23 protein-coding genes and 3 rRNA genes are annotated in these 26,795 nt (G+C 64.1%); 11 read left to right on the forward strand and 15 right to left on the reverse strand.

Annotated features, from left to right (window positions below; genetic code table 11):
* Window positions 1-174 precede the first annotated feature (174 nt).
* The 3 genes from BN3270_RS01075 (at window position 175) to rrf (ending at window position 5,294) form a co-directional block, all read left to right on the forward strand.
* Window positions 175-1,685 (forward strand): 16S ribosomal RNA (locus tag BN3270_RS01075).
* Between the two features lie 394 nt (window positions 1,686-2,079).
* Window positions 2,080-5,050: ribosomal RNA gene (locus BN3270_RS01080) — 23S ribosomal RNA — on the forward strand.
* A 129-nt stretch (window positions 5,051-5,179) separates the two neighbouring features.
* Window positions 5,180-5,294: ribosomal RNA gene (gene rrf / locus BN3270_RS01085) — 5S ribosomal RNA — on the forward strand.
* Together the 16S, 23S and 5S rRNA genes form the textbook arrangement of a ribosomal RNA operon.
* An 83-nt stretch (window positions 5,295-5,377) precedes the next feature.
* Here rrf and BN3270_RS01090 read toward each other — a convergent pair.
* Together BN3270_RS01090 and BN3270_RS01095 are read right to left on the reverse strand one after the other, a co-directional pair.
* Window positions 5,378-6,667, reverse strand: a complete 1,290-nt coding sequence (locus tag BN3270_RS01090; RefSeq protein ID WP_058985327.1) for an amidohydrolase family protein — start codon at window positions 6,665-6,667, stop codon at window positions 5,378-5,380.
* 241 nt (window positions 6,668-6,908) lie between these two features.
* On the reverse strand, window positions 6,909-7,646 hold the full coding sequence (locus tag BN3270_RS01095) for a ZIP family metal transporter (protein WP_058985329.1): 738 nt from the start codon (window positions 7,644-7,646) through the stop codon (window positions 6,909-6,911).
* 175 nt (window positions 7,647-7,821) lie between these two features.
* Here BN3270_RS01095 and BN3270_RS01100 point away from each other — a divergent pair, with 175 nt between their 5' ends.
* Window positions 7,822-8,247, forward strand: coding sequence for a Fur family transcriptional regulator (locus BN3270_RS01100; RefSeq protein WP_058985331.1), 426 nt, complete (start codon window positions 7,822-7,824; stop codon window positions 8,245-8,247).
* A gap of 86 nt (window positions 8,248-8,333) precedes the next feature.
* On the opposite strand, the gene larC is transcribed toward BN3270_RS01100, so the two are convergent.
* The 4 genes from larC to BN3270_RS01120 form a co-directional block, all read right to left on the reverse strand.
* On the reverse strand, window positions 8,334-9,572 hold the full coding sequence (gene larC, locus BN3270_RS01105; protein WP_058985333.1) for a nickel pincer cofactor biosynthesis protein LarC: 1,239 nt from the start codon (window positions 9,570-9,572) through the stop codon (window positions 8,334-8,336).
* Entirely contained in the window at window positions 9,569-10,324 is a 756-nt protein-coding gene (larB, locus tag BN3270_RS01110; protein ID WP_058985335.1) for a nickel pincer cofactor biosynthesis protein LarB, read from the reverse strand. The genes larC and larB overlap by 4 nt, the downstream gene beginning before the upstream one ends.
* Window positions 10,314-11,066, reverse strand: coding sequence for an ATP-dependent sacrificial sulfur transferase LarE (gene larE, locus BN3270_RS01115; RefSeq protein WP_058985337.1), 753 nt, complete (start codon window positions 11,064-11,066; stop codon window positions 10,314-10,316). The genes larB and larE overlap by 11 nt, the downstream gene beginning before the upstream one ends.
* 99 nt (window positions 11,067-11,165) lie before the next feature.
* Window positions 11,166-12,605 (reverse strand): replication-associated recombination protein A, encoded by a 1,440-nt coding sequence (locus BN3270_RS01120; protein WP_271711860.1) that lies wholly within the window; start codon window positions 12,603-12,605, stop codon window positions 11,166-11,168.
* 223 nt (window positions 12,606-12,828) lie between these two features.
* On the opposite strand from BN3270_RS01120, the gene BN3270_RS01125 reads away from it, so the two are divergent.
* Together BN3270_RS01125 and BN3270_RS01130 are read left to right on the forward strand one after the other, a co-directional pair.
* Window positions 12,829-13,686, forward strand: a complete 858-nt coding sequence (locus BN3270_RS01125) for an SDR family oxidoreductase (RefSeq protein ID WP_058985339.1) — start codon at window positions 12,829-12,831, stop codon at window positions 13,684-13,686.
* A gap of 1 nt (window position 13,687) precedes the next feature.
* The gene (locus BN3270_RS01130; RefSeq protein WP_058985341.1) at window positions 13,688-15,058 is read left to right on the forward strand and encodes a dicarboxylate/amino acid:cation symporter; all 1,371 of its coding nucleotides are present in this window, start codon (window positions 13,688-13,690) and stop codon (window positions 15,056-15,058) included.
* 146 nt (window positions 15,059-15,204) lie between these two features.
* Here the strand turns inward: BN3270_RS01130 and BN3270_RS01135 are convergent, their stop codons facing one another.
* Entirely contained in the window at window positions 15,205-16,137 is a 933-nt protein-coding gene (locus tag BN3270_RS01135) for a DMT family transporter (RefSeq protein ID WP_058985343.1), read from the reverse strand.
* 259 nt (window positions 16,138-16,396) lie between these two features.
* Between BN3270_RS01135 and BN3270_RS01140 the strand changes: the two genes are divergently transcribed.
* The 3 genes from BN3270_RS01140 (at window position 16,397) to BN3270_RS01150 (ending at window position 18,384) form a co-directional block, all read left to right on the forward strand.
* The gene (locus BN3270_RS01140; RefSeq protein WP_058985345.1) at window positions 16,397-16,939 is read left to right on the forward strand and encodes a glutathione peroxidase; all 543 of its coding nucleotides are present in this window, start codon (window positions 16,397-16,399) and stop codon (window positions 16,937-16,939) included.
* A gap of 268 nt (window positions 16,940-17,207) precedes the next feature.
* Window positions 17,208-17,771, forward strand: coding sequence for an alkyl hydroperoxide reductase subunit C (gene ahpC / locus BN3270_RS01145; RefSeq protein WP_058985347.1), 564 nt, complete (start codon window positions 17,208-17,210; stop codon window positions 17,769-17,771).
* A 121-nt stretch (window positions 17,772-17,892) separates the two neighbouring features.
* A complete protein-coding gene (locus BN3270_RS01150) occupies window positions 17,893-18,384 on the forward strand; it encodes a pyridoxamine 5'-phosphate oxidase family protein (RefSeq protein ID WP_058985349.1) in 492 nt (163 codons plus the stop codon).
* 27 nt (window positions 18,385-18,411) lie between these two features.
* Here the strand turns inward: BN3270_RS01150 and BN3270_RS01155 are convergent, their stop codons facing one another.
* The 3 genes from BN3270_RS01155 to BN3270_RS01165 all read right to left on the reverse strand — a co-directional run bounded on the left by BN3270_RS01155 (window position 18,412) and on the right by BN3270_RS01165 (window position 21,510).
* Window positions 18,412-19,797 (reverse strand): MFS transporter, encoded by a 1,386-nt coding sequence (locus tag BN3270_RS01155; RefSeq protein ID WP_058985351.1) that lies wholly within the window; start codon window positions 19,795-19,797, stop codon window positions 18,412-18,414.
* Between the two features lie 154 nt (window positions 19,798-19,951).
* Window positions 19,952-20,812: an SIR2 family NAD-dependent protein deacylase gene (locus tag BN3270_RS01160; protein ID WP_058985353.1), complete on the reverse strand. Its 861-nt coding sequence runs from the start codon at window positions 20,810-20,812 to the stop codon at window positions 19,952-19,954.
* A gap of 68 nt (window positions 20,813-20,880) precedes the next feature.
* Window positions 20,881-21,510, reverse strand: a complete 630-nt coding sequence (locus BN3270_RS01165; RefSeq protein ID WP_058985355.1) for an NAD(P)-dependent oxidoreductase — start codon at window positions 21,508-21,510, stop codon at window positions 20,881-20,883.
* Between the two features lie 156 nt (window positions 21,511-21,666).
* Between BN3270_RS01165 and BN3270_RS01170 the strand changes: the two genes are divergently transcribed.
* The gene (locus BN3270_RS01170; protein ID WP_058985357.1) at window positions 21,667-22,014 is read left to right on the forward strand and encodes a winged helix-turn-helix transcriptional regulator; all 348 of its coding nucleotides are present in this window, start codon (window positions 21,667-21,669) and stop codon (window positions 22,012-22,014) included.
* A gap of 26 nt (window positions 22,015-22,040) precedes the next feature.
* Here BN3270_RS01170 and BN3270_RS01175 read toward each other — a convergent pair whose 3' ends face one another.
* From BN3270_RS01175 to BN3270_RS01190, 4 genes are all read right to left on the reverse strand, one after another.
* Entirely contained in the window at window positions 22,041-22,877 is an 837-nt protein-coding gene (locus tag BN3270_RS01175; protein ID WP_058985359.1) for a putative ABC transporter permease, read from the reverse strand.
* Window positions 22,874-23,443, reverse strand: a complete 570-nt coding sequence (locus BN3270_RS01180; RefSeq protein WP_082673252.1) for an HD domain-containing protein — start codon at window positions 23,441-23,443, stop codon at window positions 22,874-22,876. The genes BN3270_RS01175 and BN3270_RS01180 overlap by 4 nt, the downstream gene beginning before the upstream one ends.
* Before the next feature lie 67 nt (window positions 23,444-23,510).
* Window positions 23,511-24,209 carry an HAD family hydrolase gene (locus BN3270_RS01185; RefSeq protein WP_058985363.1) on the reverse strand — a complete coding sequence of 233 codons (699 nt, stop codon included), beginning with the start codon at window positions 24,207-24,209 and terminating at the stop codon, window positions 23,511-23,513.
* Between the two features lie 74 nt (window positions 24,210-24,283).
* Window positions 24,284-24,652 (reverse strand): VOC family protein, encoded by a 369-nt coding sequence (locus tag BN3270_RS01190; RefSeq protein ID WP_058985364.1) that lies wholly within the window; start codon window positions 24,650-24,652, stop codon window positions 24,284-24,286.
* A 191-nt stretch (window positions 24,653-24,843) separates the two neighbouring features.
* On the opposite strand from BN3270_RS01190, the gene BN3270_RS01195 reads away from it, so the two are divergent.
* Window positions 24,844-25,629 carry a ZIP family metal transporter gene (locus BN3270_RS01195; RefSeq protein WP_058985365.1) on the forward strand — a complete coding sequence of 262 codons (786 nt, stop codon included), beginning with the start codon at window positions 24,844-24,846 and terminating at the stop codon, window positions 25,627-25,629.
* A 119-nt stretch (window positions 25,630-25,748) separates the two neighbouring features.
* On the opposite strand, the gene BN3270_RS01200 is transcribed toward BN3270_RS01195, so the two are convergent.
* A complete protein-coding gene (locus BN3270_RS01200; RefSeq protein WP_058985367.1) occupies window positions 25,749-26,675 on the reverse strand; it encodes a DUF1848 domain-containing protein in 927 nt (308 codons plus the stop codon).
* Between the last annotated feature and the right edge of the window lie 120 nt (window positions 26,676-26,795).

A 26,795-nucleotide genomic window follows, 5' to 3' on the forward strand; every position in this document is an offset into this window, starting at 1 on the left:
CGGGGGCGCGGGAGGACCTTGAGAACCGGATACTGCGAACGAGAGAATTCAAGCTAGACGAACCCCGTCGTTCCGCGGCAGCCTCCAACGAGGCCGCGGGAAGACGGAAAACGAAACAGAGATCTCACAGATCCGTTGGAAGAGAGACTGTCGGCCCCCTCGGGGGCCGCGCTTTAAACGGAGAGTTTGATCCTGGCTCAGGATGAACGCTGGCGGCGTGCCTAACACATGCAAGTCGAACGATTAACCCGCCTTCGGGCGGTCATAGAGTGGCGAACGGGTGAGTAACACGTGACCAACCTGCCCCCTGCTCCGGGATAGCCCCGCGAAAGCGGGATTAACACCGGGTACTCCCGCGGGACCGCATGGCCCCGCGGGGAAAACGATTCAGCGGCAGGGGATGGGGTCGCGTCCCATTAGGTAGTAGGCGGGGCAACGGCCCACCTAGCCCGCGATGGGTAGCCGGGTTGAGAGACCGATCGGCCACATTGGGACTGAGATACGGCCCAGACTCCTACGGGAGGCAGCAGTGGGGAATTTTGCGCAATGGGGGCAACCCTGACGCAGCAACGCCGCGTGCGGGACGGAGGCCTTCGGGTCGTAAACCGCTTTCAGCAGGGAAGAACCATGACGGTACCTGCAGAAGAAGCTCCGGCTAACTACGTGCCAGCAGCCGCGGTAATACGTAGGGAGCGAGCGTTATCCGGATTCATTGGGCGTAAAGCGCGCGTAGGCGGCTCGCCAAGCGGGGTCTCAAACCCGGGGGCTCAACCTCCGGCCCGACCCCGAACCGGCGGGCTCGAGTTCGGTAGAGGAAGACGGAATTCCCGGTGTAGCGGTGAAATGCGCAGATATCGGGAAGAACACCGATGGCGAAGGCAGTCTTCTGGGCCGACACTGACGCGGAGGTGCGAAAGCTAGGGGAGCGAACAGGATTAGATACCCTGGTAGTCCTAGCCGTAAACGATGGGCACTAGGTGTGGGGGAGCCCTTCCCCCGTGCCGCAGCTAACGCATTAAGTGCCCCGCCTGGGGAGTACGGCCGCAAGGCTAAAACTCAAAGGAATTGACGGGGGCCCGCACAAGCAGCGGAGCATGTGGCTTAATTCGAAGCAACGCGAAGAACCTTACCAGGGCTCGACATCCGGGTGAAGCGGCGGAGACGCCGTGGCCGAGAGGAGCCCGGACAGGTGGTGCATGGCTGTCGTCAGCTCGTGTCGTGAGATGTTGGGTTAAGTCCCGCAACGAGCGCAACCCCTGCCCCATGTTGCCAGCATTGAGTTGGGGACTCATGGGGGACTGCCGGCGTCAAGCCGGAGGAAGGTGGGGACGACGTCAAGTCATCATGCCCCTTATGCCCTGGGCTGCACACGTGCTACACTGGCCGGCACAGCGGGATGCGAAGGAGCGATCCGGAGCGGATCCCCCAAAGCCGGTCCCAGTTCGGATCGGGGGCTGCAACCCGCCCCCGTGAAGTCGGAGTTGCTAGTAATCGCGGATCAGCACGCCGCGGTGAATACGTTCCCGGGCCTTGTACACACCGCCCGTCACACCACCCGAGTCGTCTGCACCCGAAGTCGCCGGCCGAACCCGCAAGGGGCGGAGGCGCCGAAGGTGTGGAGGGTAAGGGGGGTGAAGTCGTAACAAGGTAGCCGTACCGGAAGGTGCGGCTGGATCACCTCCTTTCTAGGGAGAAATCGGGCGCCAGCCCGAAGCGCGGTCGAGCGAGAGCTCCCGCGCCCCGGAAGGCGAATGGGTTCGCCTCACAGGGGAAAAAGTGTACGAAAGCTTGAAGCCCCTATCTCTCGTCTCGCGGCATCCGGTCCCGAGGGCCCTCCCTCGGACGGTCGGGGAAACCTCCCCCTCCGGGCACCTTGAGAGTTGCATAGCGTTTCATAGAAACTGAAAGAATCATCAGCGAGAATCCCTCAGATTCGTTTTTCAAACTAATTCGATCTTCCGGGAATCCCGCAGGTGGTTCGCATTACACGATCGCAATAACTAAGATATGGATACCCGAAATACTTTTATTTCGAACTGACGCCTCCCGCGCAGAAGCGCGGGAGGGGACGCGAAGGGAAATGAAGATACGTAGGGCGCACGGTGGATGCCTTGGCATAGGAAGGCTTCGAAGGACGCGGCAAGCTGCGATAATCTGCGGTGAGGAGCAAACATCCCTCGACCCGCAGGTCTCCGAACGGGGCAACCCGCCAGAGCGGAGCTCTGGCACCTCCCGCCGAACGCATAGGCGGGAAGGGGCGAACCGGGGGAACTGAAACATCTAAGTACCCCGAGGAAAGGAAATCAACCGAGATCGCGCGAGTAGCGGCGAGCGAAAGCGCGTTTAGCCTAAACCCATGCATGCGCACAGCCTGCAGGCGTTGCTGCATGGGGGTCGTGGGAGCGCGCATCCGGTCCCTGCAGGGGCCGGCGCCGGTTACAAAGGGACTGGGAAGCGGAACGGCATGGAAAGGCCGGCCGGAGCGGGCGAGAGCCCCGTACGCGGACCCCAGTCCCCCGGCGGACGCGCATCCCGAGTACAGCCGGGCACGTGAAACCCGGTTGGAAGCAGGGGGGACCGCCCTCCAAGGCTGAATACTCTCCTATGACCGATAGAGGACCAGTACCGTGAGGGAAAGGTGAAAAGCACCCCGAGAGGGGAGTGACACAGTACCTGAAACCGTGCGCCCGCAAGCAGTCGGAGCAGAGGATTCCTCTGTGACGGCGTGCCTTTTGTAGAATGAGCCAGCGAGTTACGGTGCGCTGCGAGGTTAAGCTTCGAAGCGAGCCGCAGTGAAAGCGAGCCTTTAAGATGGCGGTGAGTAGCGCGCCGTAGACGCGAAGCCGGGTGAGCTATCCATGGGCAGGGTGAAGCGGGGGTAAGACCCCGTGGAGGCCCGAACCCACTTCGGTTGAAAACGGAGGGGACGACCCGTGGATAGGGGTGAAAGGCCAATCAAACCCGGAGATATCTCGTTCTCCCCGAAATAGCTTTAGGGCTAGCCGCGGCCGTACGATGCCGGAGGTAGAGCACTGGACTTCCGAGGGGGCCTCACCGCCTGCCGAGGAAAACCAAACTCCGAATGCCGGCATCCCATTGGCCGCGAGTCAGAGCATGTGGGCTAAGCTGTGTGCTCGAGAGGGAAACAGCCCAGACCGCCCGCTAAGGCCCCCAAGTCCGTGCCGAGTGGCAAAGGATGTGCGTTTGCCTAGACAACCAGGATGTTGGCTTAGAAGCAGCCATGCATTTAAAGAGTGCGTAACAGCTCACTGGTCGAGTGGACATGCGCCGACAATTCACGGGGCTAAGCACGGCGCCGAAGCGGCGGACGGATCGAGAGATCCTGTGGTAGGGGAGCTTTCCCGGAGGGGCGAAGCGCGAGGGGCGACCCCGCGTGGACATCCGGGAAGTGAGAATGCTGGCATGAGTAACGAGAGAGGGGCGGGAAACCCCTCCGCCGTAAGCCTAAGGGTTCCTGGGCAACGCTAATCGCCCCAGGGTCAGTCGGGAGCTAAGCCGAGGCGGACACGCGTAGGCGATGCACAACAGGCGGACATTCCTGTACCGCCGCGGGCCGTCACCACCGACGGGGTGACGGGGAAGGGTAGCCGGGCGGGGTTCTGGACGTCCCCGTGAAAGCGCGTAGGGCGGTCGGCATGGAAACCAGCCGACCGATGAGCCCGAGACGCGAGACGAAGGATCTGATCCGAAGCCGGCGAGCCCATGCCCCCTGGAAAAACCTCTAGGGAGGCCCGCGGCGCCCGTACCAAAACCGACACAGGTAGGCGGGTAGAGCATACCGAGGCGATCGGGAGAACCATGGTTAAGGAACTCGGCATACCGACCCCGTAACTTCGGGAGAAGGGGTGCCCGCCCAGGTGAGGGAGCTAGCCCCCGGAGCCCGGGCGGGCCGCAGCGAAACGGCCCAAGCGACTGTTTAGCAAAAACACAGGACTCTGCAAAGCCGCAAGGCGACGTCTAGGGTCTGACGCCTGCCCGGTGCCGGAAGGTTACGCGGAAGCGTTAGCGAAAGCGAGGCGCCGAAGCCAAGCCCCGGTAAACGGCGGCCGTAACTATAACGGTCCTAAGGTAGCGAAATTCCTTGTCGGGTAAGTTCCGACCTGCACGAATGGCGTAACGACTTGGGCGCTGTCTCAACCATGGACCCGGTGAAATTGCATTGTTCGTGAAGATGCGAACTTCCCGCGGAAGGACGGAAAGACCCCGTGAACCTTTACTACAGCTTGGCATTGATCGTTGGCTCGGTGCGTAGAGGATAGGTGGGAGGCTATGAACCCCGGGCGCCAGCCCGGGCGGAGCCGCCCTTGGAATACCACCCTCACCGTTCCGGCGATCTAACGCGCGGCCGCGATCCGGCGCGCGGACCGTGCCAGGCGGGTAGTTTGACTGGGGCGGTCGCCTCCCAAAGAGTAACGGAGGCGTGCGCAAGGTCCGCTCAGGACGGTCGGCAACCGTCCGCAGAGCACAAGAGTACAAGCGGGCTTGACTGCGAGGCCGACGAGCCGAGCAGGTGGGAAACCAGGTTCTAGTGATCCGGCGGCCCGACGTGGAACGGCCGTCGCTCAACGGATAAAAGGTACTCCGGGGATAACAGGCTGATCTTGCCCAAGAGTCCACATCGACGGCAAGGTTTGGCACCTCGATGTCGGCTCATCGCATCCTGGGGCTGAAGTCGGTCCCAAGGGTATGGCTGTTCGCCATTCAAAGCGGTACGCGAGCTGGGTTCAGAACGTCGTGAGACAGTTCGGTCCCTATCCTCCGCGGGCGCAAGAGAACTGAGGAGATCTGCCCCTAGTACGAGAGGACCGGGGTGGACGGACCTCTGGTGCAGCGGTTGTCGGCCAACGGCACTGCCGCGTAGCTACGTCCGGAACGGATAAGCGCTGAAGGCATCTAAGCGCGAAGCCGTCTCCAAGATGAGTTCTCTTTCCGGTAATCCCCCTCGTAGCCACCGAGCTTGATCGGCCGCAGCTGCAAGCGCCGCGAGGCGCTCAGGCGAGCGGTACTAATCGGTCGAGCTCTTCATCTCAATTCGCACCCGTATCTGACGGTCCGTGAGGTTTCCGTGAGCGCCATGCAACCCCCAGGGTCGGCCCGGAGCCGCCTTGGAAAACCTAGAGAGATCCTAACCAGGACCTCGCGGGGGAGCGCCCCCCGCGAGCGCGACCATGGAGCGGGGGATCACCCGGACCCATTCCGAACCCGGCAGTTAAGCCCCGCATCGCCGAAAGTACTGCGGGGGAAGCCCGTGGGAGGATAGGGCGTCGCGCTCGCGGAGGGCGCTTTTTCTTTGTGCGGGGGCCGCCCGAGGGGGCGGCCCCCTTTTCGTATAGAGAGGTCGTGGTACGACCGATCCTTAGAGGAAGCGGTCGAGCTGTGCGTCAATCGCCGGAGTTCTTTTTACGGTAGGATGCTCGATCAGCCTGCCTCGCGTCATCACCATCTCAACGTTTCTCAGGGTTGTAAGGTTCTCCAGGGGGTTGTCGTTTACGACAATCAAATCTGCACACTTGCCTGCTTCCACAGAGCCTGCTTCTTGGTCAATACCCGCACAGGTGGCTCCCCCGAGGGTTGCCGCGTAAAGGGCGTCCTGTGGCGTGGCAGTCGTGAATTTCGTGAGGTATACGAGCTCGCGCCAGAAATCGTATTGGGTGATCCAGGGGCAGCCGACATCGTTTCCCAAGGCCAGGGGAATGCCGTTATCGAGCGCCGCCTGCGCCATATCCCTGATGCCTTCGAATACGATCTGTCCGTTGTACTGCTCTATTTCAGATGCTCCCGAAACCGTACGGTCGAAGAGGGCATAGGGGAGCGTGGGGCTCAACGTGCAGGTGAGAGAGCTTCCCGTGCTTTTAAACAGGTCAATAATCTCTTCAGTGGGTTGAGCGCCATGCTCGACGGAGTCGACGCCGTTTTGCAGTGCCACGCGCACGCCTTTGGTTGATTCTACATGAGCGGCGACGGGCAGGCCGTAAGCATGAGCCTTCTTGCAAATAGCGCGTACCATTTCGGGCCACATTTTCATCTCGCCTGGGGTGCCCTTTTCTTTGGCGTCGAGTACGCCTCCGGTAATCATGACCTTAACCAAGTCGACACGCTCGTTGATGGCCGCAGACGCTGCTTCGACGGCCTCTTCGATGGAGCGTGACTCGGTGGCAACTGAACCTGCCATATGGCCACCGGGAACGCTCACGGCCATGTTTGCGGCAAGAATACGCGGCCCGACCTGCTTCCCGATTGCAATCTCATCGCGAACCCGCGTATCGAGGTCCTTGAGCCCGCCTACGGTGCGGATGGTGGTGACCCCAGACATGAGCTGCGTTTTCGCGTAAGAAGCCACAAGGGCATGCGCTGCGGCGGCGCTTAAGGGGTTTGAGAAGAGCAGCCGTACGAGCTTCGCGTTGTCGCGTTGCTTTTGGGGGCTGCCATTGCCCCCGTTGCCGGCAAGGTACACGTGCATGTTGATGAGGCCCGGCAGCAGATATTTTCCTTTCAGATCGATGCAGGTGCAGGACGAGGGAATATCCGAGGGGTCGATGATCGCTTCAATGCGGTCATCATTGACAAGGACCGCTTTTCCTTCAAGCGGCTCCATGGCCCGGGTGCCGTCGATGATGATTCCGTGTTGGAAAGCGTAGCGTGCCATTGGGACTCGTTTCAACTCTTTACGCTCGCTCGAAGGTGAGCAAGGGCCTCTGACTATCGATAGGCTCATGGTAGCGAAGTCTCTTCGAATCTAGAAGCACGAGGAAGGCATCCTCGGTTGAAGGCCAAACCGGACAACGGCACAGATGAGCGGGCATGAATGTTTGGAAACTAATAGCTGCCCCACGTGACGGTACGTGGGGCAGCTGATGACGGTACGTGGGGCCTGAAACTTTATAGTGCTACGCGAGTTCGGAAACCATGATGCCCAAGGCAACGATGACGGCGCCGAAGAGGAAACCTGCGAGGGCGGTGCGCTTATGAGCGACATGCAGCAGATGGGGGATGAGCTCAAGCACAAGAATGTAGGCGAGCAGGCCGATGGTGAGGGAGAGCATGAAGGCGACGAGGCCTTCGTCGATGCCGGAGCCGAGGCTCGTCATGATGATGCCGCCTACGAACGTCGAAAGGGCGGCGGCGCCAAGGACGAGCGCGCGGCGGGAAGCGGGCTCATGACGGACACCGGAGGCGACGATCATGCCCATGGGAATGTTGTGGATGCCCACGCCGAAAGCGAGCAGGGCGGCGGTCGCGAGCGACTCGCTCGCGACGCCGCAGACCGACATGCCTTCGATGATGTTGTGGATGGAAAGGGCGATGGTGGTCGACACGCTCACGTGCAGGGCGCTGCCATGGGCATGTCCTTCAAGGGTTTCGGGCGGGGCGTCGGGAAGGAAGCGGTCGAGCACGACGAGCGCGATGAAGCCTATGGCGGCGGCAAAGATGCTCGCGGGGAGCCCGATCGTTTCGGCGCCTTCAGCTGCCTCGGGGAGCAGATCGCCGAAGAGCAGCACGGCGATGGCGCCTGCTGCGACGGCGAAGGACGCCTCACGGACCTGGGTTTCGTTCTTGGCAAAACTCGCGATGGCGGCACCGGCGAGCACGAACAGGCCGAGCAGGAATGTGATGATAAGACCCATGGTTCTCCTGTATGGATAGAGCAAACGATACGTACGGTGTATAACGGTTGAATATGATAGGCAGTATCAAATTCGAATTTGAGATAAATTATCAAAATGCCTGAATCGTTCACAGATTGCGCGAAATTCGGGTAGCGTGATAGAGGAAACGGGAATCCGAGCGGAAAGAGGGCCGATGAAGGCGGGTTCGGGATACAAAACGCGCCAGCGCAGTGCGGTCGTCGCGGTGCTCGAAGGCGCTGACGGCGCGCATATGACGGCCAAGCAGGTGCATGAAGAACTCGTTCGCAGGGGATCCTCGATCGGCGCCGCCACCGTGTACCGTCAGCTCGAGCGCATGGTCGACGAGGGCATGGCGCGCCGCTACAACCTGGGTCCGGGCGAAGCAGCCTGCTACGAGTACACGGCTGGCGACCCCTGTGCGCGCGAGCATTGCTTCCACTGCGTGTGCACGGTGTGCGGAAAGCTCTATCACGTGGAATGCGACTATTTGGGCGATATCGCCGAGCATCTGTCTCAGGAACACGGGTTTGCCGTGGACCCGCAACGCACCGTGTTCTACGGGGTCTGCAAGGAGTGTCAGGCCAAACGCGAAGGATGAGGCGCCGCTTTGATAGGCGACAAGCGTTGAAACGCGAATCGGGGCCGCAGCTCCACGCTGCGGCCCCGATTCGTTATCGCGCGATGCTAGAGAAAGGCCTCGATGTCGTTGAGGGTAAGGCCGTGGGCGCGGGCTATTTCGGCGGCGCGGTCGTGCTCGACTTTGACGCGGGTGACCCCGAAACCGCTCGAGCGCTTCACCGGCACGGGCCCCCAGGGGGTGTCCACGGTGCCTTCCTCGCGGGCGAGGGCGTAGCGGCCACAGGGTTTCCAGCGCACGCCGAGCGTGGAGGTGTGCCGCAGCATGAGGCGGGCGAGCCGGTCGCGGTCGCCGGGGAGGCAGAGGGCACAGAGCATCGTGCCGGGACGCGACTTCTTCATCGTGAGCGGGACGGTGAAGGCGTCGCGCGCGCCGGCTTCGAGCAGGAGCTCGAGGGCGAAGGCGATGTGCTCGGGCGTGTCGTCGTCGATGTTGCAGGAGAGCTCGACGATTTCTTCGGTGCCGCCAGGGCCGGCGCCGAAATCGGGCACCTCGTCGCCCAAAAGCGCGCGCACGCAGTTGGCCTGGGCAAATTCCTTGGCGCCCATGCCGTAGCCTATGCGCATGACGGTCATGGGGGGCTGCGGCCCGAAAGACGAGGCGAAGTGGGCGAGCAGGGCGGCTCCGGTGGGGGTGCAGAGCTCGCTTGCCACCGTGCCGGCATAGGTGGGAATGCCGCGCAGAAGGAGCGCGGTAGCCGGTGCTGGTACGGGGAGAATCCCGTGGGCGCAGCGTACCGTGCCGCTTCCTACGTTCACCGGGGAGGCCACGATGCGGTCGGCCCCGATGCGGTGGAAGAGGTAGCTGGCGGCGACGACGTCGGCCACGGCGTCGAAGGTGCCCACTTCGTGGAAGTGGATCTGGTCGACGGGGGCACCGTGCACGGTGCTTTCGGCTTGGGCTATGCGGGCGAACACGGCGGAAGCGTCGGAGGCGACCGCTTGAGGCAGGGGCAGGTCGGCAATCGCGCGCTCGATATCGGCAAGGCTGCGGTGGGCGTGGTGATGGTGGGAGGCGCCGCCGTGGGCGTGGGCCCGCGTTCGGGCAGGGTCGAGTCCGCCGTCCGCCGGAGCTTCTTCTACGCCATCTACGGTGACACGGAAATGCGTGCCCGCGATGCCGCATTTTGCGGTGCGTTCGGCGTCAAAGCGCACGTGGGGGATTCCCAGGCCGTTGAGCGCGCGCAGAGCGTCGGCGCGCTCGTCTTCTTCAAGCAGTTCGTAGAGGGCGGCGCTCGTCATGTCGCCGGCGGCTCCCATGCCGCAATCGAGGTAGAGCGTGGTCATGAGCGAGCCTCCACATGGTTGATCATACTGGCCAGGTATCCTGCGCCGAAGCCATTGTCGATGTTGACGACCGACACGCCGCTCGCGCAGGAGTTGAGCATAGAAAGCAGGGCCGAAAGGCCGCCGAACGACGCCCCGTAGCCAACGCTGGTGGGGACGGCGATGACCGGGCAGTCGGCAAGGCCGCCGATCACGCTTGCGAGGGCGCCTTCCATACCCGCGACCGCGACGATGACGGTCGCCTGCATGAGGTCGTCCATATGCGCGAGAGTACGGTGAATGCCCGCGACGCCCACATCGTAGAGACGCTCGACGGCGTTGCCCAGGGCTTCGGCGGTGAGTGCCGCCTCTTCGGCGACGGGAATGTCGCTCGTGCCGCCGGTAGCGACGACGATCGTGCCCGCGCCCGAGGGGGCGGGAAGGGCGCCCACGGTGGCCAGGCGGGCCGTTTCGTGGTAGGCGACGTCGAAACGGGCGCCGAGGGAGGCGGCTTTTTCGGCATCGAGCCGGGTGATGATGACCGGCCCCTGCCCAGCGGCGCGCATGCTGGCGACGATTCCCTCGATCTGCGCAGCCGTTTTTCCTTCGCCGAAAATCACTTCGGCGGCACCCTGACGGGCTGTGCGGTGCAGGTCGACCTTGGCGTAGCCCAGGTCGTCGAAGGGGGCCGTCTTCAACTTGAGAAGGGCGTCATCGACCGATACGACGCCTGTTCGCACGCCTTCGAGCAGGCGTCGCGCCTCACTGTTCATCGCGGGCCTCCAAGTCGAGCCAGACGTCGGAGTAGTCGGCGGAAAGGGCGTCGACGATTTCCCTACGGTGGGCCATGACCAAGGGGAACTGGGCGGCGGGCACTTGTATCTTGGCGGCTTCGCCCACGGTGCGTACGCGCAGGTCTGAAAGGCCTCTCTCGAAGAGGAAGGCTTCGGCGCGCTCGGTGCGGGCAAGGCTTTCGGCGGTGATTTCCTGTCCGGTGGGGATGCGGGTGGCCAGGCAGGCGTAAGAAGGTTTGTCCCAGGTGGGAAGGCCGAGGCCCTTCGCTCCGCGGCGGACGTCTGCCTTGCCGATGCCGCAGAGACGCAGGGGCGAAAGCACGCCCATTTCGGTCAGGGCCCTCATGCCCGGGCGGTCGGAAGCGTCGTCGGTGGCGTTGGTGCCGTCGACGATCGTTGCGAACCCGTCGGCGCGCGCGGCTTGGCCGATGGCGCCGAAGACGGCTTGCTTGCAGAAGTAGCAGCGGTCGGCCGGGTTGACGGTGACGCGGGGGTTGGCGAGCACGTCGACGTCGAGTACGGTGAGCGGGGCGTCTAGCAAGCTGGCGACGCGGCGGGCGTCTTCGAGTTCGAAGGCGGGTTGGAAGGCCGATTTCACGAAGTAGGCATGGGCGGCCTGGGCGTACGTGAGCGCGCACGCGAGCGTATACGAGGAATCGACGCCGCCCGAAAAGGCGACGGCGACACGGGGATGGTCGGCGAAGAAGTCTTTCAAATCCATAGGCGGGTGCCTTTCGGTTGCGGGAACGCTGCGGGGATGGGCCGGCGGATGGGCGGAATGCAGCGGCTGCCTTCCGATTATACGCATCCGCCCCGCAGGCTACGTGCTGCGCTTGGGCTTCACGCTCGACGCGCCCACGTCAGCATCGCTTCCCACCGTGCTCTCCCATTCGCCGGCGTGGGCCGCGCGCCATTCTTTGATCTGGCCGAGCTTGGCGGCGAAGCGGGTTTCTGCGCCTGCATCGGTGGGCTCGTAGTAGGTGCGGTCGCGCAGGGAATCGGGCAGGCAGGGCATGGCCGTGATCTTTTCGGCGGCATCGTGGGCGTAGCGGTAGTCGCGCCCGTAGCCCAGGTTGTCCATGAGGGCGGTGGGGGCGTTCCTGATTTGCAGGGGCACCGGTTCGGCCACCGAGGTCTGAGCGTCGCGCTTGGCCTTCTCGTAAGCCCGGTAGAGGGCGTTCGATTTGGGGGCGAGCGAAAGGTAGACCACCGCTTCGGTGAGGTGGACCGAGCATTCGGGCATGCCGATGAAATGGCAGGCCTGGAAGGCCGCAACGGCCAGGTCGAGCGCGTGTGGGTCGGCCAGGCCCACGTCTTCGGCAGCGAACCGCGTGACGCGGCGGGCGATGTAGAGGGGGTCCTCGCCGCCTTCGAGCATGCGGGCGAGCCAATAGACGGCGGCGTCGGGGTCGGAATTGCGCATCGATTTATGGAGGGCGGAAATGAGGTTGTAGTGCTCGTCCCCCGACTTGTCGTAGAGCAGGGATTTTTTCGACGTGCACTGGGCCACGGTGTCCGCATCGACGTGGACGACGCCGCCTTCGTCCTGGGGGCTGTCGACCACGGCCATCTCGAGAGTGGAGAGGGCGGCGCGGGCGTCGCCGTTGGCGAAGGCGGCGATGGTGTCGAGCGTGCCGGGGGCCATTTCGATGCGCATGTCGGGGAAGGCGCGCTCGTCGGCCAGGGCCCGCTCGAGCAGGCGGCGCAGGTCGTCTACCTCGAGCGCGTGCAGCACGAAGACCCGGCAACGCGAGAGGAGGGCGCCATTCACTTCGAAGGAGGGGTTTTCGGTGGTGGCGCCGATAAGCGTGATGCTGCCGCGTTCCACATAGGGGAGGAAGGCGTCCTGCTGGGCGCGGTTGAAACGGTGGATCTCGTCGACGAAGAGGATCGTGCGCGTGCCCCTGCGCCGATAGGATTCCGCCTCTTCCATGACCGCGCGGATCTCCTTGATTCCGCTCGTCACGGCCGAGAAGTTGATGAACCGCGACGCCGTCTGGCGGGCGATCACGCGGGCGAGCGTGGTTTTCCCCACGCCCGGCGGGCCCCAGAAGATCATGCTTGCGATGCGATCGCCTTCGATCATGCGGCGCAGCAGCTTGTCGGGGCCGATGAGGTGCGCCTGTCCCACCACTTCGTCGAGGGTGCGGGGGCGAATGCGGGCGGCCAGCGGCTGGCTCATGTCGGGCTCGACTTTTTCGCCGTCGTCGAGGGGAGATGAGGGCGGCACCTCTTCGAACAGGCTTCCTTGCAGGCTCACGGGCCCTCCTTTCGTACATTTGTTCTAAGTATACGATAGATCGGGGCGGCGCTTTCGCAGAAGGGAGCGCGCCTGTGCCACGCCCCGGGGGGTTGGCGCACGCTGAGGCGTGGACATGCGGGAGGGAAACCGGTTGGAAACGGGGGAGTGGGAAAATAGCCGTTTATATGCGTTAGTATCGATGGATATGTCTTGGCAGAAGAACATGAGTAAGAGAGGCGCTATGGGAACGCGTTTGAACGATATTTGGATCACGGGTGCGCTGGGCTATCTGGGCCGTGCGCTCACGCGGCGATTCGCCGACGCCGGTTATACGATCTATGCGACGGGGCGCGAGGTCGACGTATGCGACCTCGACGAGGTGACGGCCTTTATCAGCCGCAACCGGCCCTCCGTGGTGGTCAACTGCGCGGGCATCCGCCGCGACTTCGTTTCGGCTGAAAACCGTCTTGAAACGATGAAGACCAACGCCCTGGGGGCGCGCAACCTGGCCATCGCGACGGAATCCATCGACACCCTGCTCGTGCAGGTCTCGAGCGACGACGTCTTCGCCCGTCATCAGAGCGGCCCCCTCGACGAGTTTGACCGCCCCGACCCCGACACCCTCTACGGCAAGTCGAAGCTGGCCGGCGAATCCTTCGTCCGCGAGCTCAACCCGCGCCACCTGATCGTACGCTCCTCGTGGGTCTACCATGCCGACGGCGGCCAACTGGGCTCGATCATCGACTGCGCCAAGACGGGCGCCGAAACCGTGCGGCGCGCCGACCAGGTTGCCTGTCCCACCTCGGTCGACACGATGGTGCGCTTCCTGCTCGAAGCCATCCGCGAAGGCGAGTACGGCACCTTCCACGTAGTCGACAAGGGGTCGTGCAGCCGTTCGGACTTCGCCCGCGCGGTCTATCGCCTCATGGGCGCCGATCCCGCCCTCGTGCACGATGCGCCGGCCGACCCCACGACGTCGGAAAACGTCGTGCTCGACGATATGATGATCGCCCTTTCGGGGCTTGCCGAGCCGCCTTCGTGGCAAGACGACATCCGCGCGTATCTGGGCGGCCTCGGTCTGGTGAAGGCGGGTGCCTAGGATGGCGAAATCGAGCAAACCCGAACAGCTTTCCGCCGTCGATACCATCGAAGGCAAGAGGAAGCACAAGGTCGGACTCACCGGCCAGATCATGATTGCGCTCGTGCTCGGCATCGCCTGTGGCGTGATCTTCCGCTACCTGGTGCCCGCCGGCCCCGTGCGCGACGACATCATCGTCAACGGCATCTTCCAGTTCGTGGGACAGGGCTTCATCCGCTTGATGCAGATGCTCGTGGTGCCCCTCGTCTTCTGCTCGATCGCCTGCGGCGCCGCTTCGGTGGGCGATGTGAAATCGCTCGGCCGCATCGGCGGCAAGACGCTCGGCACCTATATCGTGACCACCGCACTCGCCGTCGCCATCGCCCTCACCGTGGGAAACATCGTGAACCCGGGGTTGGGCGTTGACGCGAGCGCACTTACCTCGCAGGCGTCGTCGACCAACGTGCAGACGACCGACGTGAGCGTCATGGACACGCTGCTCGGCATCATCCCCACCAACCCCTTCAAGGCACTGTCCGACGGCAACATGCTCGCGGTGATTTTCTTCTCGCTGTTCGTGGGCATCCTTATGGCCGTGATGGGGCGCAAGGTCGAACACGTGCGCCGCTTCTTCGAAGAGTTCAACGGCCTGATGATGAAGATGACCGAAGTGGTCATGCTCGTGTCGCCGATCGGCGTCTTCTGCCTGCTCGCGCGCACGTTTTCCAACCTGGGCGTTGAGATGTTCGTCCCGCTGATTAAATACATGCTGGGCGTGGTCGTCGCGCTGGCGATCCAATGCTTCGTGGTCTACACGCTGATCTTCGTGATCTTCGGGCGCATGAACCCGATCGCCTTCTTCAAGAAGTTCGCCAACGTGATGCTGTTCGCCTTTTCCACCGACTCGTCGAACGCGACGATTCCCCTGAACGTGGAAACCCTGGTGAACCGCATCGGCGTGCACCGCAAGGTGGCCTCGTTCACGATTCCCCTGGGCGCCACGATCAACATGGACGGCACCTCCATCATGCAGGGCGTGGCTGTGGTGTTCACGGCGCAGCTGTTCGGCGTGCCGTTGGGACCCACCGATTACGCGACGGTCATCCTGACCGCCACGCTCGCCTCGATCGGCACGGCCGGCGTGCCCTCGGTGGGGCTGATCACCCTTTCGATGGTGTTCAATTCGGTCGGCCTGCCCCTTGAGGGTATCGCGATCATCATGGGCATCGACCGCATTCTGGACATGCTGCGCACCGCCGTGAACATCACCGGCGACGCCATCGTGACCACGGTGGTGGCCAAATCGGAAGGCGAGTTCGACCGCGCGGTCTTCGACGACCCGAAAGCCGGCACCAAGCAAGCCGTCGGCGCGGTGGTGACGGCAGCCGAATAGGGGCGAACCGAACGTGAGAGTGCAAACGGCCCGTCGCAGCGATGCGGCGGGCCGTTTTGCGTGGGATGCAGTGCGGAAGCGGTATATCGCGCGCGATCCGCATGGGCGCCGCGACCCGCACGTGCGGCACGTGGCCGAAGCAAGCGCTATGCTTTGCGCGGCATCGAGCTGATGAGAATCGTGCCCACCATAAGCGCAAGGCCGATCCAGTCGGTTGCGGAAAACGTGGTTCCCAACCAGATGGCGCTCAGAACGGTGGCGGCGACCGGTTCGGCGGCACCGAGCATGCTCGCTTTCATGCTTCCCACAAGCGCGATGCCGCGCAGATAGAGCCAAAAGGCAAAGCACGTGCCGAGCACGATTACGCCCGCAAGGGCCGCAATGCCCGGGCCGTCGAGCGAAGGGAGGGCTATCGGCGCGCCCATTGCCCCGTTCGTCGCAGAGAAGGTGAGCCCCATTGCGCTCCAGGCCAGAAGAGAAGCTGCGCCGCCTACGCACATGCCGAGTCCGGTGACCGTGAAGCTTCCGTAGCGGGCGAACAGCGCACGCGGGTACATGTTGTAGAAAGCCGTTGCCCCCGCGTTCGCCATGCCCCAGGCGAATCCGGTGAGGGGCAGGGCGAGGACGGCCGGATTGCCGCCCGTCGAAATCAGGAAGATTGACGCCACGGCGCATGCAAGCGCGATTATTTCCCGTGGGGCAGGGCGGCGGTGCCGCATAAGGCAGACGACGACCATGATCAAAGGGATGCTGAAGCTCTGCATAACGGTTGCCGTGCCCGCGTTTGTGTAGGCAATGGTCATGAGATAGGTGAGCTGGTTGAGGAAGAGGCCGGCCCCTCCGAAGAGCGCCACCTGGCGGCGTGCAGGTGCATCGTGCCAGATGTCGGATAGGACATGCCTACGCAAGGCGATTATCACCGCAAGGAAAAGCAGGCCCGACGTCGTCATGCGCACGGCGGTGAGCCCGAGCCCGCTGAAGCCGTAGGCGCTGAAGAGGAATTGGGAAAACGATCCGGAACAGCCCCACAGCACCGCTCCCGCGAGTGCACATCCGATTCCCTGCGCTTCCTGATTCATGTCGGCCCTTTCGAGTTGGTTTCGAGAGCATCCTATCATTTGGGTTCCTCGCGTTCGATACTCAGCGCCCGGTAGATGTGCCGTTGGCATGGCTCGGACCTCCGTACGCTTGCCCGTTGCGCTCCATGCTCCGCATCCTTGGGTGGGGCGCAGGGGGGTACCGTTTGCCGATAGTTTCGTCCGAAGGCGCCGCTTACTTGTGTAGCAAAATAAAATTGTATACAATCGAATTATCGAATCCAACGTTCAGGAGGCATCCATGAGCATTTACGATCACACCGCAACCAACCTCGACGGCACCACGAAGAACCTTTCCGATTACAAGGGCGACGTCCTGCTCGTCGTGAACACGGCTACCGGCTGCGGCTTCACCCCGCAGTACGAGGATCTTGAGAAAATCTACGCCGACCACAAGGACCAGGGCTTCGAAATCCTCGATTTCCCCTGCAACCAGTTCGCCGGCCAGGCACCCGAATCCGACGAGGAGATCCATCAGTTCTGCACGCTCAAGTTCGGCACCGAGTTTCCGCAGTTCAAAAAGATCGATGTGAACGGCGACACGGCGGATCCGCTGTTCGTCGAGCTCGCGAGCGAAAAGCCCTTCAACGGTTTCGGCAAGGGGCTCAAGGCCAAGGGCCTCGAGAAATTCGCGGAAGCCAACAATAAGAAGTACGGCGACAAGACCTATATCGGCTGGAATTTCACCAAGTTCCTCATCGACCGTGACGGCAACCTGGTCGAGCGTTTCGAACCGACGGTCGACATGAAGGACGTCGAAGCCGCCATCGAAAAGCTGCTCTAGCGTCTTCGCCCCTCATCGCGTGCGTATGGCCGCTGCCCGTGTGGGCGGCGGCCGTTTTTTTGGACGGGGTTATCGGCCGCCTTGGCGCCGCTCGAGGGGAGTGCGCCCGCTTGGCGCTTTCGACGCCGCATCGGAGCGAGAACGGGGGCGTTTTGCGGGATAAGACCGCCTCTTTCCGGAAAAGAGAAATTGCTACTTGCAAAATATCATTATTAACGGTAATAATTACCAATAACAAATGCAAACCCCTTCACATAAGGAGAGAACGATGTCCCTTATCGGAAAAGAAATCAAAGACTTCACGGTGCAGGCCTATCGCGACGGCAGCTTCGAAACGGTGTCCAAGGAAGACGTGCTGGGCTCATGGAGCCTGTTCTTCTTCTACCCGGCCGACTTCACCTTCGTGTGCCCCACGGAACTTGAAGACCTGGCGAACAACTACGAGGCCTTCAAGGCGGCAGGGGCGGAAGTCTACGCGGTCAGCTGCGACAGCGAGTTCGTGCACAAGGAGTGGCACGACAGCTCCGATCGCATCTCGAAGGTAGCCTACCCGATGCTCGCCGATCCGGCGCATGTGCTCGCCAAGAACTTCAAGGTGCTCATCAAGGAGAGCGGCGTGGCCGAACGCGGCGCGTTCATCGTCGACCCCGAAGGCAAGATCCAGGTCTACGAGGTCACCGCGAGCGGCATCGGCCGCAACGCCGCCGAGCTTCTGCGCCTGCTGAAGGCGGCCCAGTTCGTCGCCGAGCACGGCGACCAGGTGTGCCCGGCTAAGTGGCAGCCGGGCGCGGATACCCTGCAGCCGGGCATCGACCTGGTGGGTCAGCTCTAACCGGGCGCCGCATCGTTTCGCCGCGGACCCCGTCGCTTCTCCTGAGGGAGGCGGCGGGGCCTTTTCGCGTGGGAGCCGTATAATGGCGCATACGACGGCGGCCCAGGAGAAAGGACGATCGATGGCGGAAATGCGAAGGGCGGACCGGCGGATCGACGATGACGCGGAGTTGCGCGGGATTCTGGAGCGTTGCCACGTGGTGCGTGTGGGCTTCGCCGATGCGGAGGGTCCGTTCATCATGCCGGTGAACTACGGGTACGTCTGGCGCGGGCTCGCCGATCCGGTGCCGCTCACCCTCTACGCGCATTCGGCTCCGAAAGGCCGAAAGGCCCGCGCCCTCGCGCGGGGAGGCTCGGCGGCCATCGAGATCGACGAGCCGCTGGGCGCGGTTTCCGGCCGCACGGCCTGCGCCTGGTCGTTCGCCTATCGCAGCGTGATGGGCGTGGGCGCCCTGCGCACGCTTTCCGACGACGAAGGGAAGCGGGCCGCTCTCAGGCTGATCATGGAACACGAGGCGGGGCCGGGCGAATGGGAGTTCCCGCACGCCGCGCTTGATCGCGTTCTCGTGTGGGCGGTCGACGTGAGCGAGGTTTCGGGAAAAGCCAACCGCTAGGCGAAGCGGCGGGCGCGGTGCGGGCCGCTAGCGTTCCGGCGACCGGTAGAAGGCCATGAGCGCGATGGAGATCGCGCAGAAGACGGCGACGCACACGAGCATCTGCTGGTAGCCGAGCATTCCCGTGCCCTGCGAGATGAACCCCACCAGGATGGCGGGTGCGAGCGAGGTGCCCACTTGGCGCACGAGCGTGATCGTGGCGATCGCACTGCTCGCTTCGGCGGCGCGCGTATTCTCCAGAATCATGTAGTTGGTGGGCGCGCCCATCGCGAAGCCCATTCCCAAGCCGATGACCAGCAGCCCGGCCACGAGCAGGGCGGGCGAGGGGCTGGCCGCCGCCACCAGGGCGACGAAGAGGTAGCCGGCGCCTTCCACGGCGAGGCCGCCTACGAGCACGGGCCGGGGCCCGAACCGGTCGATGAGCTTGCCGCCCAACGGCGGGCCGAAGAGGCTCGTGATGCCGATGGCGAGCAGGTAGTAGCCGCCCGACCCGGCCGGGTCGCCCATCGCGAATTCGGCGAATTCCGGCACGAGGACCATCGAGATGATGCAGCAGCCGATGAAGAAGGACACGGCCATCGTGACGACGATCGCGCGGTTGTGGAAGTATTCCATGTGGAAGACCGGGTCGGCGGCGCGTTTTTCCACGGCGCGGAAGAGGGGCAGCGCGACGAGGGCGACAACCAGGGGCAGCCATGCGGCAGGCTGCACGATCGTCGTCGCGAAGTTGAAGAAGTCGATGTCCTTCAGACCCAGCAGCAGCATGAGAACGAAGAGAGCGAAGAGAACCGAACCCGCCAGGTCCATAGGGGCGCTTGCGGATGCGGTGCGGTTGGGCAGGACGGCGGCGGCCGCCGCGATGAGGACGACGCAGAAGGGCACGCTCGCGTAGAACATGACGGCCCAGTTTTCGGCGCCCGCCAGCCCGATGATCGCGCTGCCCACGCCGGCGCCGAGCACGTTGGCGATGCCGGTGACGGCCGCCGCCATACCAAGGGCGGCTCCGCGCTTTTCGGGCGGGAAGGTGGTGCCGATTTCGGCGTTGGCCACGGGTATCATGCCGCCCGCACCCGCCGCCTGCAGCACGCGGCCCGCTAGCAGGAGGCCGAAGCTTCCCGCCGCCGACGAAAGCCCGCAGACGAGCGACCCGGCGCCGAAAATGCCCACGCAGACCGTGAAGACGGTCTTGCGCCCGCGCCTATCGGCCAGTTTGCCGATGATGGGGATGAGCGCCGCGTAGAACAGGGAGTAGATGTTGATCATCCAGATACCGGCCACGTCGTCGATGCCGAACCCGTTCTGGATGACGGTGCGGGCGGGCGAGACCATACCCATGTAGAGCCCGCCGATGACGAGCCCCGTAAGATAGATGGCCAGGATGGGGCCCGTTTTCGATTGCGCTTCTTTGTTCACGTGCACCTCCGATGTAAGCGGGGCACACCGTACCATGAACGGTCAAGGGTATGTGCGGGTAGAGTGAAGAACCGATGGGGCGTTCACAGGTTTCTACTGCGTGCGTGGTAGGCGGTCGGCGACGAGCGAGTCTACGAAGTCTGGCCTCGTTGGCTCACTCGCAGGCGAGGTCGCGCAGGACCGCGTCGGTGTCGGCGTTTATCACGATGCTGCGGTCTTCGATTTCGCGCGGGGCGAAGGCTTCGCCGTAGTTTAGGCAGGCGTAGGAGGCCTGCGGGTTGTCGAGCACGCGACGCCAGAAGGGGTACTTGATGATGGCGGGCGTGTTGGCGCCCACGCCCAGTTCCAGATAGAGGACCGTGCCCGTCTCGTGCGCGTCGAGGAAGCGATGGTAGCGCTTCTGGGCCGCATGCCAGCCCGCGTCTTCCACGAAGGTATCGTCGCATCGCAGGTTCATGGCCATCGGCTCGCCGCAGACGGGGCAGCGCGGCACGAGCTCTGCGGGGATGCGGCAATCCTTCTGTTCGCGTACCATGCGCTCCACCGCGCTGCGGTTGTCGTAGGCCTTCGCATGGCAGGGGACGCTGCACTGCCACAGTCCGTAATCGCCCTGGGTGTAGAAGAGGCGCTCCTTGCTGAAGCCCGCTTCTTGGAATCGATGGTCGACGTTGGTGGTGAGGACGAAAACGTCGTGTCCGCGCAGGAGGTCGCGCAGGACCGCATACGTGTCCTTGGGCGCCGGCTCGTAGCGGTTCGCCCAGATGTGGCGGCTCCAGTAGGCCCATTTCTCTTCGGGCGTGGGGAAGGGGTAGAAGCCGGCCGAGTACATGTCGCGCAAACCGTAACGCGCGATGAAGTCGCCGAAAAGCCGCTCGAAGCGCTCGCCTGAATACGTCAGTCCCGCCGCGGTGGAAAGCCCGGCGCCGGCGCCCACCACGATGGCCGAGGCATCGTTGAGGGCGGTGCGCAGGCGGGACAGATTCCGCGCGTATCCGGTTTCGTCAACTGGATTCATGCTGGTCCTTTCTGCGGGCGGCGGCCGGTCCGACGGCATCACCCGCCGGACCGGCCGCCGAAGAGGGGCTACTTTCCCAGCACGCTGATGCGCTGCTGGATATGGTTGCCGGATTCGATTTCGTCGACCATTGCAATCGCGTAATCCGCGTAGGAGACCGCCGACTCGCCGCGGTCGTTGGTGGTGAACTCCTCGCCGGCCAAGAGGTAGGAACCGGTGCGCTCGCCTTCGGGCTGGAAATCGGCGGCGGGGGAGACGAAGGTCCATTTCACGTCGTCGCGCGTGCGCAGGGCGGAAAGCTCATCGGCCTGGCTTTGCGCCATGGCCTTGTACTCGTCCGGGAAGTCGGGGGTTTGCAGAAGCTGCATGGTGTGCTCGGGGTTCACGTAGAGCGAGCCTGCGCCGCCTACGATGAGAAGGCGGGTGTCGGTGCCGGAAAGCACGTCGCACAGGTGCTGGCTGGTGGTCGTTTGCATCGGGAACTGCGCGGGGTCCCAGGTGCCGAACGCATCGACGACCGCGTCGAAGCCGGCGAGGTCGTCGGCCGTGAGGTCCATGAGGTCTTTCTGCACCGACTGTGCGGCTGCGGTCTTGTTGGCCGAGCGGACGAAGGCGGTGACGTCGAAGCCGCGGTCGAGCGCCTCCTTCACGATCAGGCGGCCGGCTTTTCCGTTTGCGGCGACAACTGCGAGTTTCATAGATGGGTCCTTTCCGTCTTGGCGCCGTGGGGCGCTTGGGTTTTCGTTGTGACTTCAATATACCGACCATGGTATCCTTAAGTAAGCAGGCACTTAAAAGTGCTTAGGTATTAGAAAACATACCATTGCAGTGAACTGCGGAAACGAGGAAACGGGATGAGTGTTTATGGCGAACGTTCGGCAGAGAGCCTTCCCAAATGTCCGGTCGAGGTCACGCTTACCATGATCGGCAACAAGTGGCAGGTGCTGATTCTGCGGGAGCTGCGGGAGGGCACTCGCCGCTCCAGCGAGCTGAAGCGGGCGATCGGCGGCATTTCCCAGAAGGTGCTCACGTCGAACCTGCGTGCGAAGGAGGGCAACGGCCTGGTGCATCGTGCGGTGTTCGCCGAGGTGCCCCCGCGCGTGGAGTACTCGCTCACCCCGGTCGGCGCGTCGCTGTCGCCCGTGCTCGACGCCATGAGCGCCTGGGGCGAGAGCTACCGGGCCTCTGTCTCCCATCGCTAGGGCGTCGGAGGCCCTGGCGGGGCGGGCTATTTCTTGCGCTTCGCCCGCGCGCGGACAAGCTCGGCGACTCTGTCCCGCATATCCGACCGGCGGGCGTCGGTGAAGCCGTGCACGCGGCGCAGGGCGCGCACCTGGGCGGCGTTCATTTCGTCGATGCGGGGCTGCACGTGCGTGCGCAGGAAAGTGTCGCGCCTGTTCTCGAGCGCCTCGCCCGCTTCTGCGGCGTTCTTTTCCAGCTTGTCCATGGCTGCGCTCACCGCCGTCTGACCGCCGGTGACCTGCGCCGCGATTTCTCCTGCCCGTTCGTTGAAATCGCGGTCGGCGTTGGCGACGATCTTCTGGAAGTCGGTGAGGGCGCTCACGGTGAGCGTGGCGTCGACGGTGATGAGCACCACGATCGCATAGGCGGCGATTTCGATCGCGATTGCGGGCACGGCTGCCTCGAGCTGCAACCAGAGGGGGTAGATCCCGTAGATGGCGAGCAGGCCTCCCGCGCCGAACACGGCGGCCGTGGGCACCGATATACGGCCGTTCACGTTCAGGGGAACGTTGGAATAGTCCCACCAGTAGGCGTGGAACCATTTTTCCAGGAAGTACGAGGTGGGGTATTCGAGCAGCATGCTGCCGAAGAAGGACACCAGGAAGACCTGCCACCAAGCCAGGGGCGTGCCGACCATGTCGGTGATCGCCTTCACGATGAGCGTGATGCCCACCACGCCCACGCCGTAGATGGGGCAGATGGGTCCGTAGAGGAAGCCGCGGCGGTCCCACTTGCCGGTGCGGATCACGGAATGGATGCTTTCGTAGACCCAGCCGGCGAAGCTGCACAGGGCGAAGAGCACCACGAACGAGCTGAGCGTCATGGGCGGGCCTTCTGCCGGGGAGCGGGCGAGGCTTGGGCCCCCACGTTGCGCAGGAAGAGCGTTTCGTAGAGGGAGCAGTATTTGTCCGCCAGGCTCACGAGCAGGGCTTCGCGGCTGGTGGGGACGCGCTGGGGCGGCAGGGGCCACATGTGGGTGCGAACGATCGCGAGGACGGCATCGTCGGCGCCGAAGATGCGCGCGGCGTTTTCGGCCGCGTAAATAGGGTGGCGCGTGGCGTGGTGCGGGGTGCCCGGGTGGGGCTTGTGCCAGTCGTAGAGGTAGAAATCGTGCAGAAGGGCGCCGGCCACCAGGTCGCGTTCGTTCACGTGCAGGCGGAAGCGCTGGGACCAGCCGAAGGCGCAGCGGGCCACGCGCACCACGTGGGCGAGCGTGGTGACGTTGCCGTGCTGGACGAAGCGGCCCATGCGCTGCACGGCCGGGTGCGCCAGGTAGGGCCGTGCGAGCTCGGCGAACCGGGCGGCTTGGATGTCGGTGAGGTCCTTCATGCGCCCTATGGTAGCGGCGCGTCGCCGAGCGCCGAAGAGGGCGCCGCAAAGACGCTCCATCTTTCCACGAACGGGGGTGGCTGCGCACACGCGCGGGGGCTATCGGGATTGGCGGCCCAGGCGCAGCCTACCCCAACAGCGCGCGCAGTTCGGCATCGGTGCGGACGACGGGGAAGCGGGCGCCCGCGGGGACGGGCGCATCGCGGCGGTTGATCCACACGGCGCCCATGCCGGCGGCTTGGGCGCCGCGCACGTCGACGTCGATCGAGTCGCCCACGAAGACGCACGCCTCGGCGGGCACGTCGAGCCTCTGGGCGCCCAAGGCGAAGATCGCGGGGTCGGGCTTCGCGAGCCCCACGTCTTCGGACACGACGATCGCGCGTGCGGGCATCCAGCGGTCGAGCCCCAGCTGACGGGCTTTGGCGCGCTGGCGCTCGCCGTTGCCGTTCGTCACGACCCCCAACCGCACGTTACGGGCGGCCAGGTCGTCGAGCAGGCCCCGCATGGGGGCCGAAAGCTCGATGGGGTTGCAGGCGCGCGCCATGTAGCGGCGTTGGATCTGCAGGGCGACGTCTTCGGTTACGGGACGGCCGAATTCGGTCAACGTGGCGATCATGCGGCGGGCGTACATCGCCTGGGTGGGGTCGCGGCCCTCGCCGTAGGCGGCGAAGATCTCGCCGCTATGGGCGCGGCTGGCTGCGTAGAGGGCGGCGTCGGTTGCGCCCTCCACGGGCCCGACGACAGCATGGACCGCGCGTGCGAAGGGCACGGCCTGGTCGTAGAGGGTGTCGTCCAAATCGAAGAGCACCGCGCGTGCTTCGACCACCGTTTGCTCCTTTCCGGGGGCGCCCGGGCTGCGGGAGGGAGCCCCGTCGCCCGGGCGGGCGCTTGCCCGCTGGCTTATTTTTCGGGAAGTATCTCGATCCACTGGCCGTCGGGGTCGGCGATGAAGTACAGGCCCATGGCCGGGTTGTCGAAGACGATGCAGTCCATCTGCTCGTGCAGCGCGCGGAAGGCGGCGAAATCGTCGACGGCGAAGGCGATGTGGGTGTCCTTGCCGCCGTTCTCGTAGGGTTCGGTGCGCCCGCGGTTCCAGGTGAGCTCGAGTTCGAAGGGGCTCGCGTCGTTTGTCATGAAGGTGTTGGTCCACGATCCGTCATCGGGGCCGAATTCCCGTACGACGTGGAAGCCGAGCGCCTTCTCGTAGAAGGCGATGGTGGCCTGCTTGTCGATCACGTGGGTGCAGTGGTGGATGAATCGTGCCTGCATGGGGGTCCTTTCGGTTGCGGTCTTTCCCCACATTGTAGCCGTGACGACGGGGACGGAGGGTGTCGGGCGGGACGACGGGGACGGAGGGTGTCGTCCCACGAAAGTGGGACGACACCCTCCGTCCCCGTCGTCCCGCCACAGTTCGGCTACACTAGCAGGACGTATTGCCGCACGCGCAGAAAGGGGCCACCGTGATCGAAGTGCTGCAAGGGCTTGCGATACCGTTCGCCGGCACCACCCTCGGCGCCGCGCTCGTGTTCGTCATGCGCGGCGCGCTCAACCGATCGGTGCAGCGCGCGCTCACCGGTTTCGCGGCGGGCGTGATGGTAGCGGCCTCGATATGGAGCTTGCTCATTCCGGCTATGGAAGACGCTTCGGCGATGGGTGCGTTCGCCTTCGTTCCCGCCGTGGCGGGTTTCTGGTTGGGCATCCTCTTTCTGCTCTTGCTCGACATGGTCATTCCCCACCTGCATCTGGGCGAAACCGACGCCAAGCCGGAGGGCCCGCGCAGCCGCCTGCAGCGCACGACCCTCATGGTGCTCGCCGTGACGCTGCACAACATCCCCGAAGGCATGGCCGTCGGCGTGGTGTACGCGGGCTGGCTCGCGGGCAGCGCGAACATCACGATCATGGGCGCGCTCGCCCTGTCCATCGGCATCGCGATCCAGAACTTCCCCGAAGGCGCGATTATCTCGCTGCCCCTGCGGGCGGCCGGCGCGAGCCGGGGGAAGGCGTTCGCAGGCGGGTTCCTTTCGGGCGTGGTGGAGCCTATCGGCGCCGTGGCGACGATCCTCGCGGCCGGGCTGGTGCTGCCGATGCTGCCGTATCTGCTCGCGTTCGCCGCGGGCGCGATGATGTACGTGGTGGTCGAAGAGCTCATCCCCGAGATGAGCGAGGGTGCCCATTCGAATGTGGGGGTGCTCATGTTCGCCGTGGGCTTCACGTTGATGATGGCCCTCGACGTGGCGCTGGGCTAACGCGCGCGGGGCAAGCGCTTCCGCGAGGTCTTCGGCGTCATGTCGAACCCCACGGTGGAAAGACCTTACGAGGCGCTGCGGGGCGGTTGCGGCCGTATCGCTCAGTGCGGACGGCCGGCTCAGAAGAGCGCGAGCTGGTCGACCTTCCACGATCGCTGGTCCACGTCGTGGACGCGGTCGCCTTCCTCGGGCCCGCCGATAAGAAAGGGCGATGCGGGGTCGTGGCGCGCGCGGTTGGCGGCAACGGCCTGCGCGTCGTGGTTGGCGTAGCAGTAGCGGCAGAGGTGGGGGCAGGTGCTGTAGGCGCCGATGTCGCAGCCCAGGTAGCAGGCGCAGGCGGCGCGCGCCGGTTTGAAGGCGGGCGGGTCGAGTTTGCGCCCGATTGCCCGCTCGTAGAGGTCGAGCGTCATGCAGCCCGCATTGACGACGCCGGTTTGGGCAAGCCGGTCGTCGGGCGGGCAGAGGCGCACTTCCATGCCGTGCGCCCCCGCGATCTCGACGATTCGTCGAGCGAGGTACAGGCGATCTTCGAGGGAGACATCCGCAGCTTCGGGGAAGTTGCGCGCGAGCTTCTGATACAGCTGGATGAAGCTGATCGTGACGGTGGTGGTCGCGCCGTCGAGCGCGGCGGCCATGGTTTCGAAGGCGCGCAGGTGGTAGTCCATCGAATAGGTCGGCGATAGCAAGATCGGATCGTAGCGCCAGGCAACCGCCGGGGTGCCCACGCGGGCAGAGAGCTCGCGAAAGACCGCGAGAAGTCGATGCTTGTCGGGTACGCCGGGTTCGATGTCGCGCCCGTAGGGCGTGATCGTCACATGCCAAAATTGGGCGAAGGGCTCGAGTAGGTCGAAATAGGGGAAGAGCGGCTCGGGATTCTTGGTGCAGAAGCCGATAACGTCGACCACATCGGGGGAGAGCCGGTAGCGGCTCACCTGCAGGCGGTTGAAGGGGTTGCGCACGCAGACGCTGCCCGCACGGAGCCGATTGGCCAGCCAGGGCGCGAAGAAGGCGGGAATATCGGTGCGCTGACCGGTGTTGATTATCATGCGCGCATCCCTTCGAATAAGGTGCACCTATCCTAGCAGCTGATTGACAATACGCATACAGCTATATCTGGTCGTAATGAATCCTCAACACTATACAGGTATAGCGAAAAGTCCCCTTCG

The sequence above is a fragment of the Hugonella massiliensis genome (assembly GCA_001486445.1).
Lineage (GTDB): Bacteria > Actinomycetota > Coriobacteriia > Coriobacteriales > Eggerthellaceae > Hugonella > Hugonella massiliensis.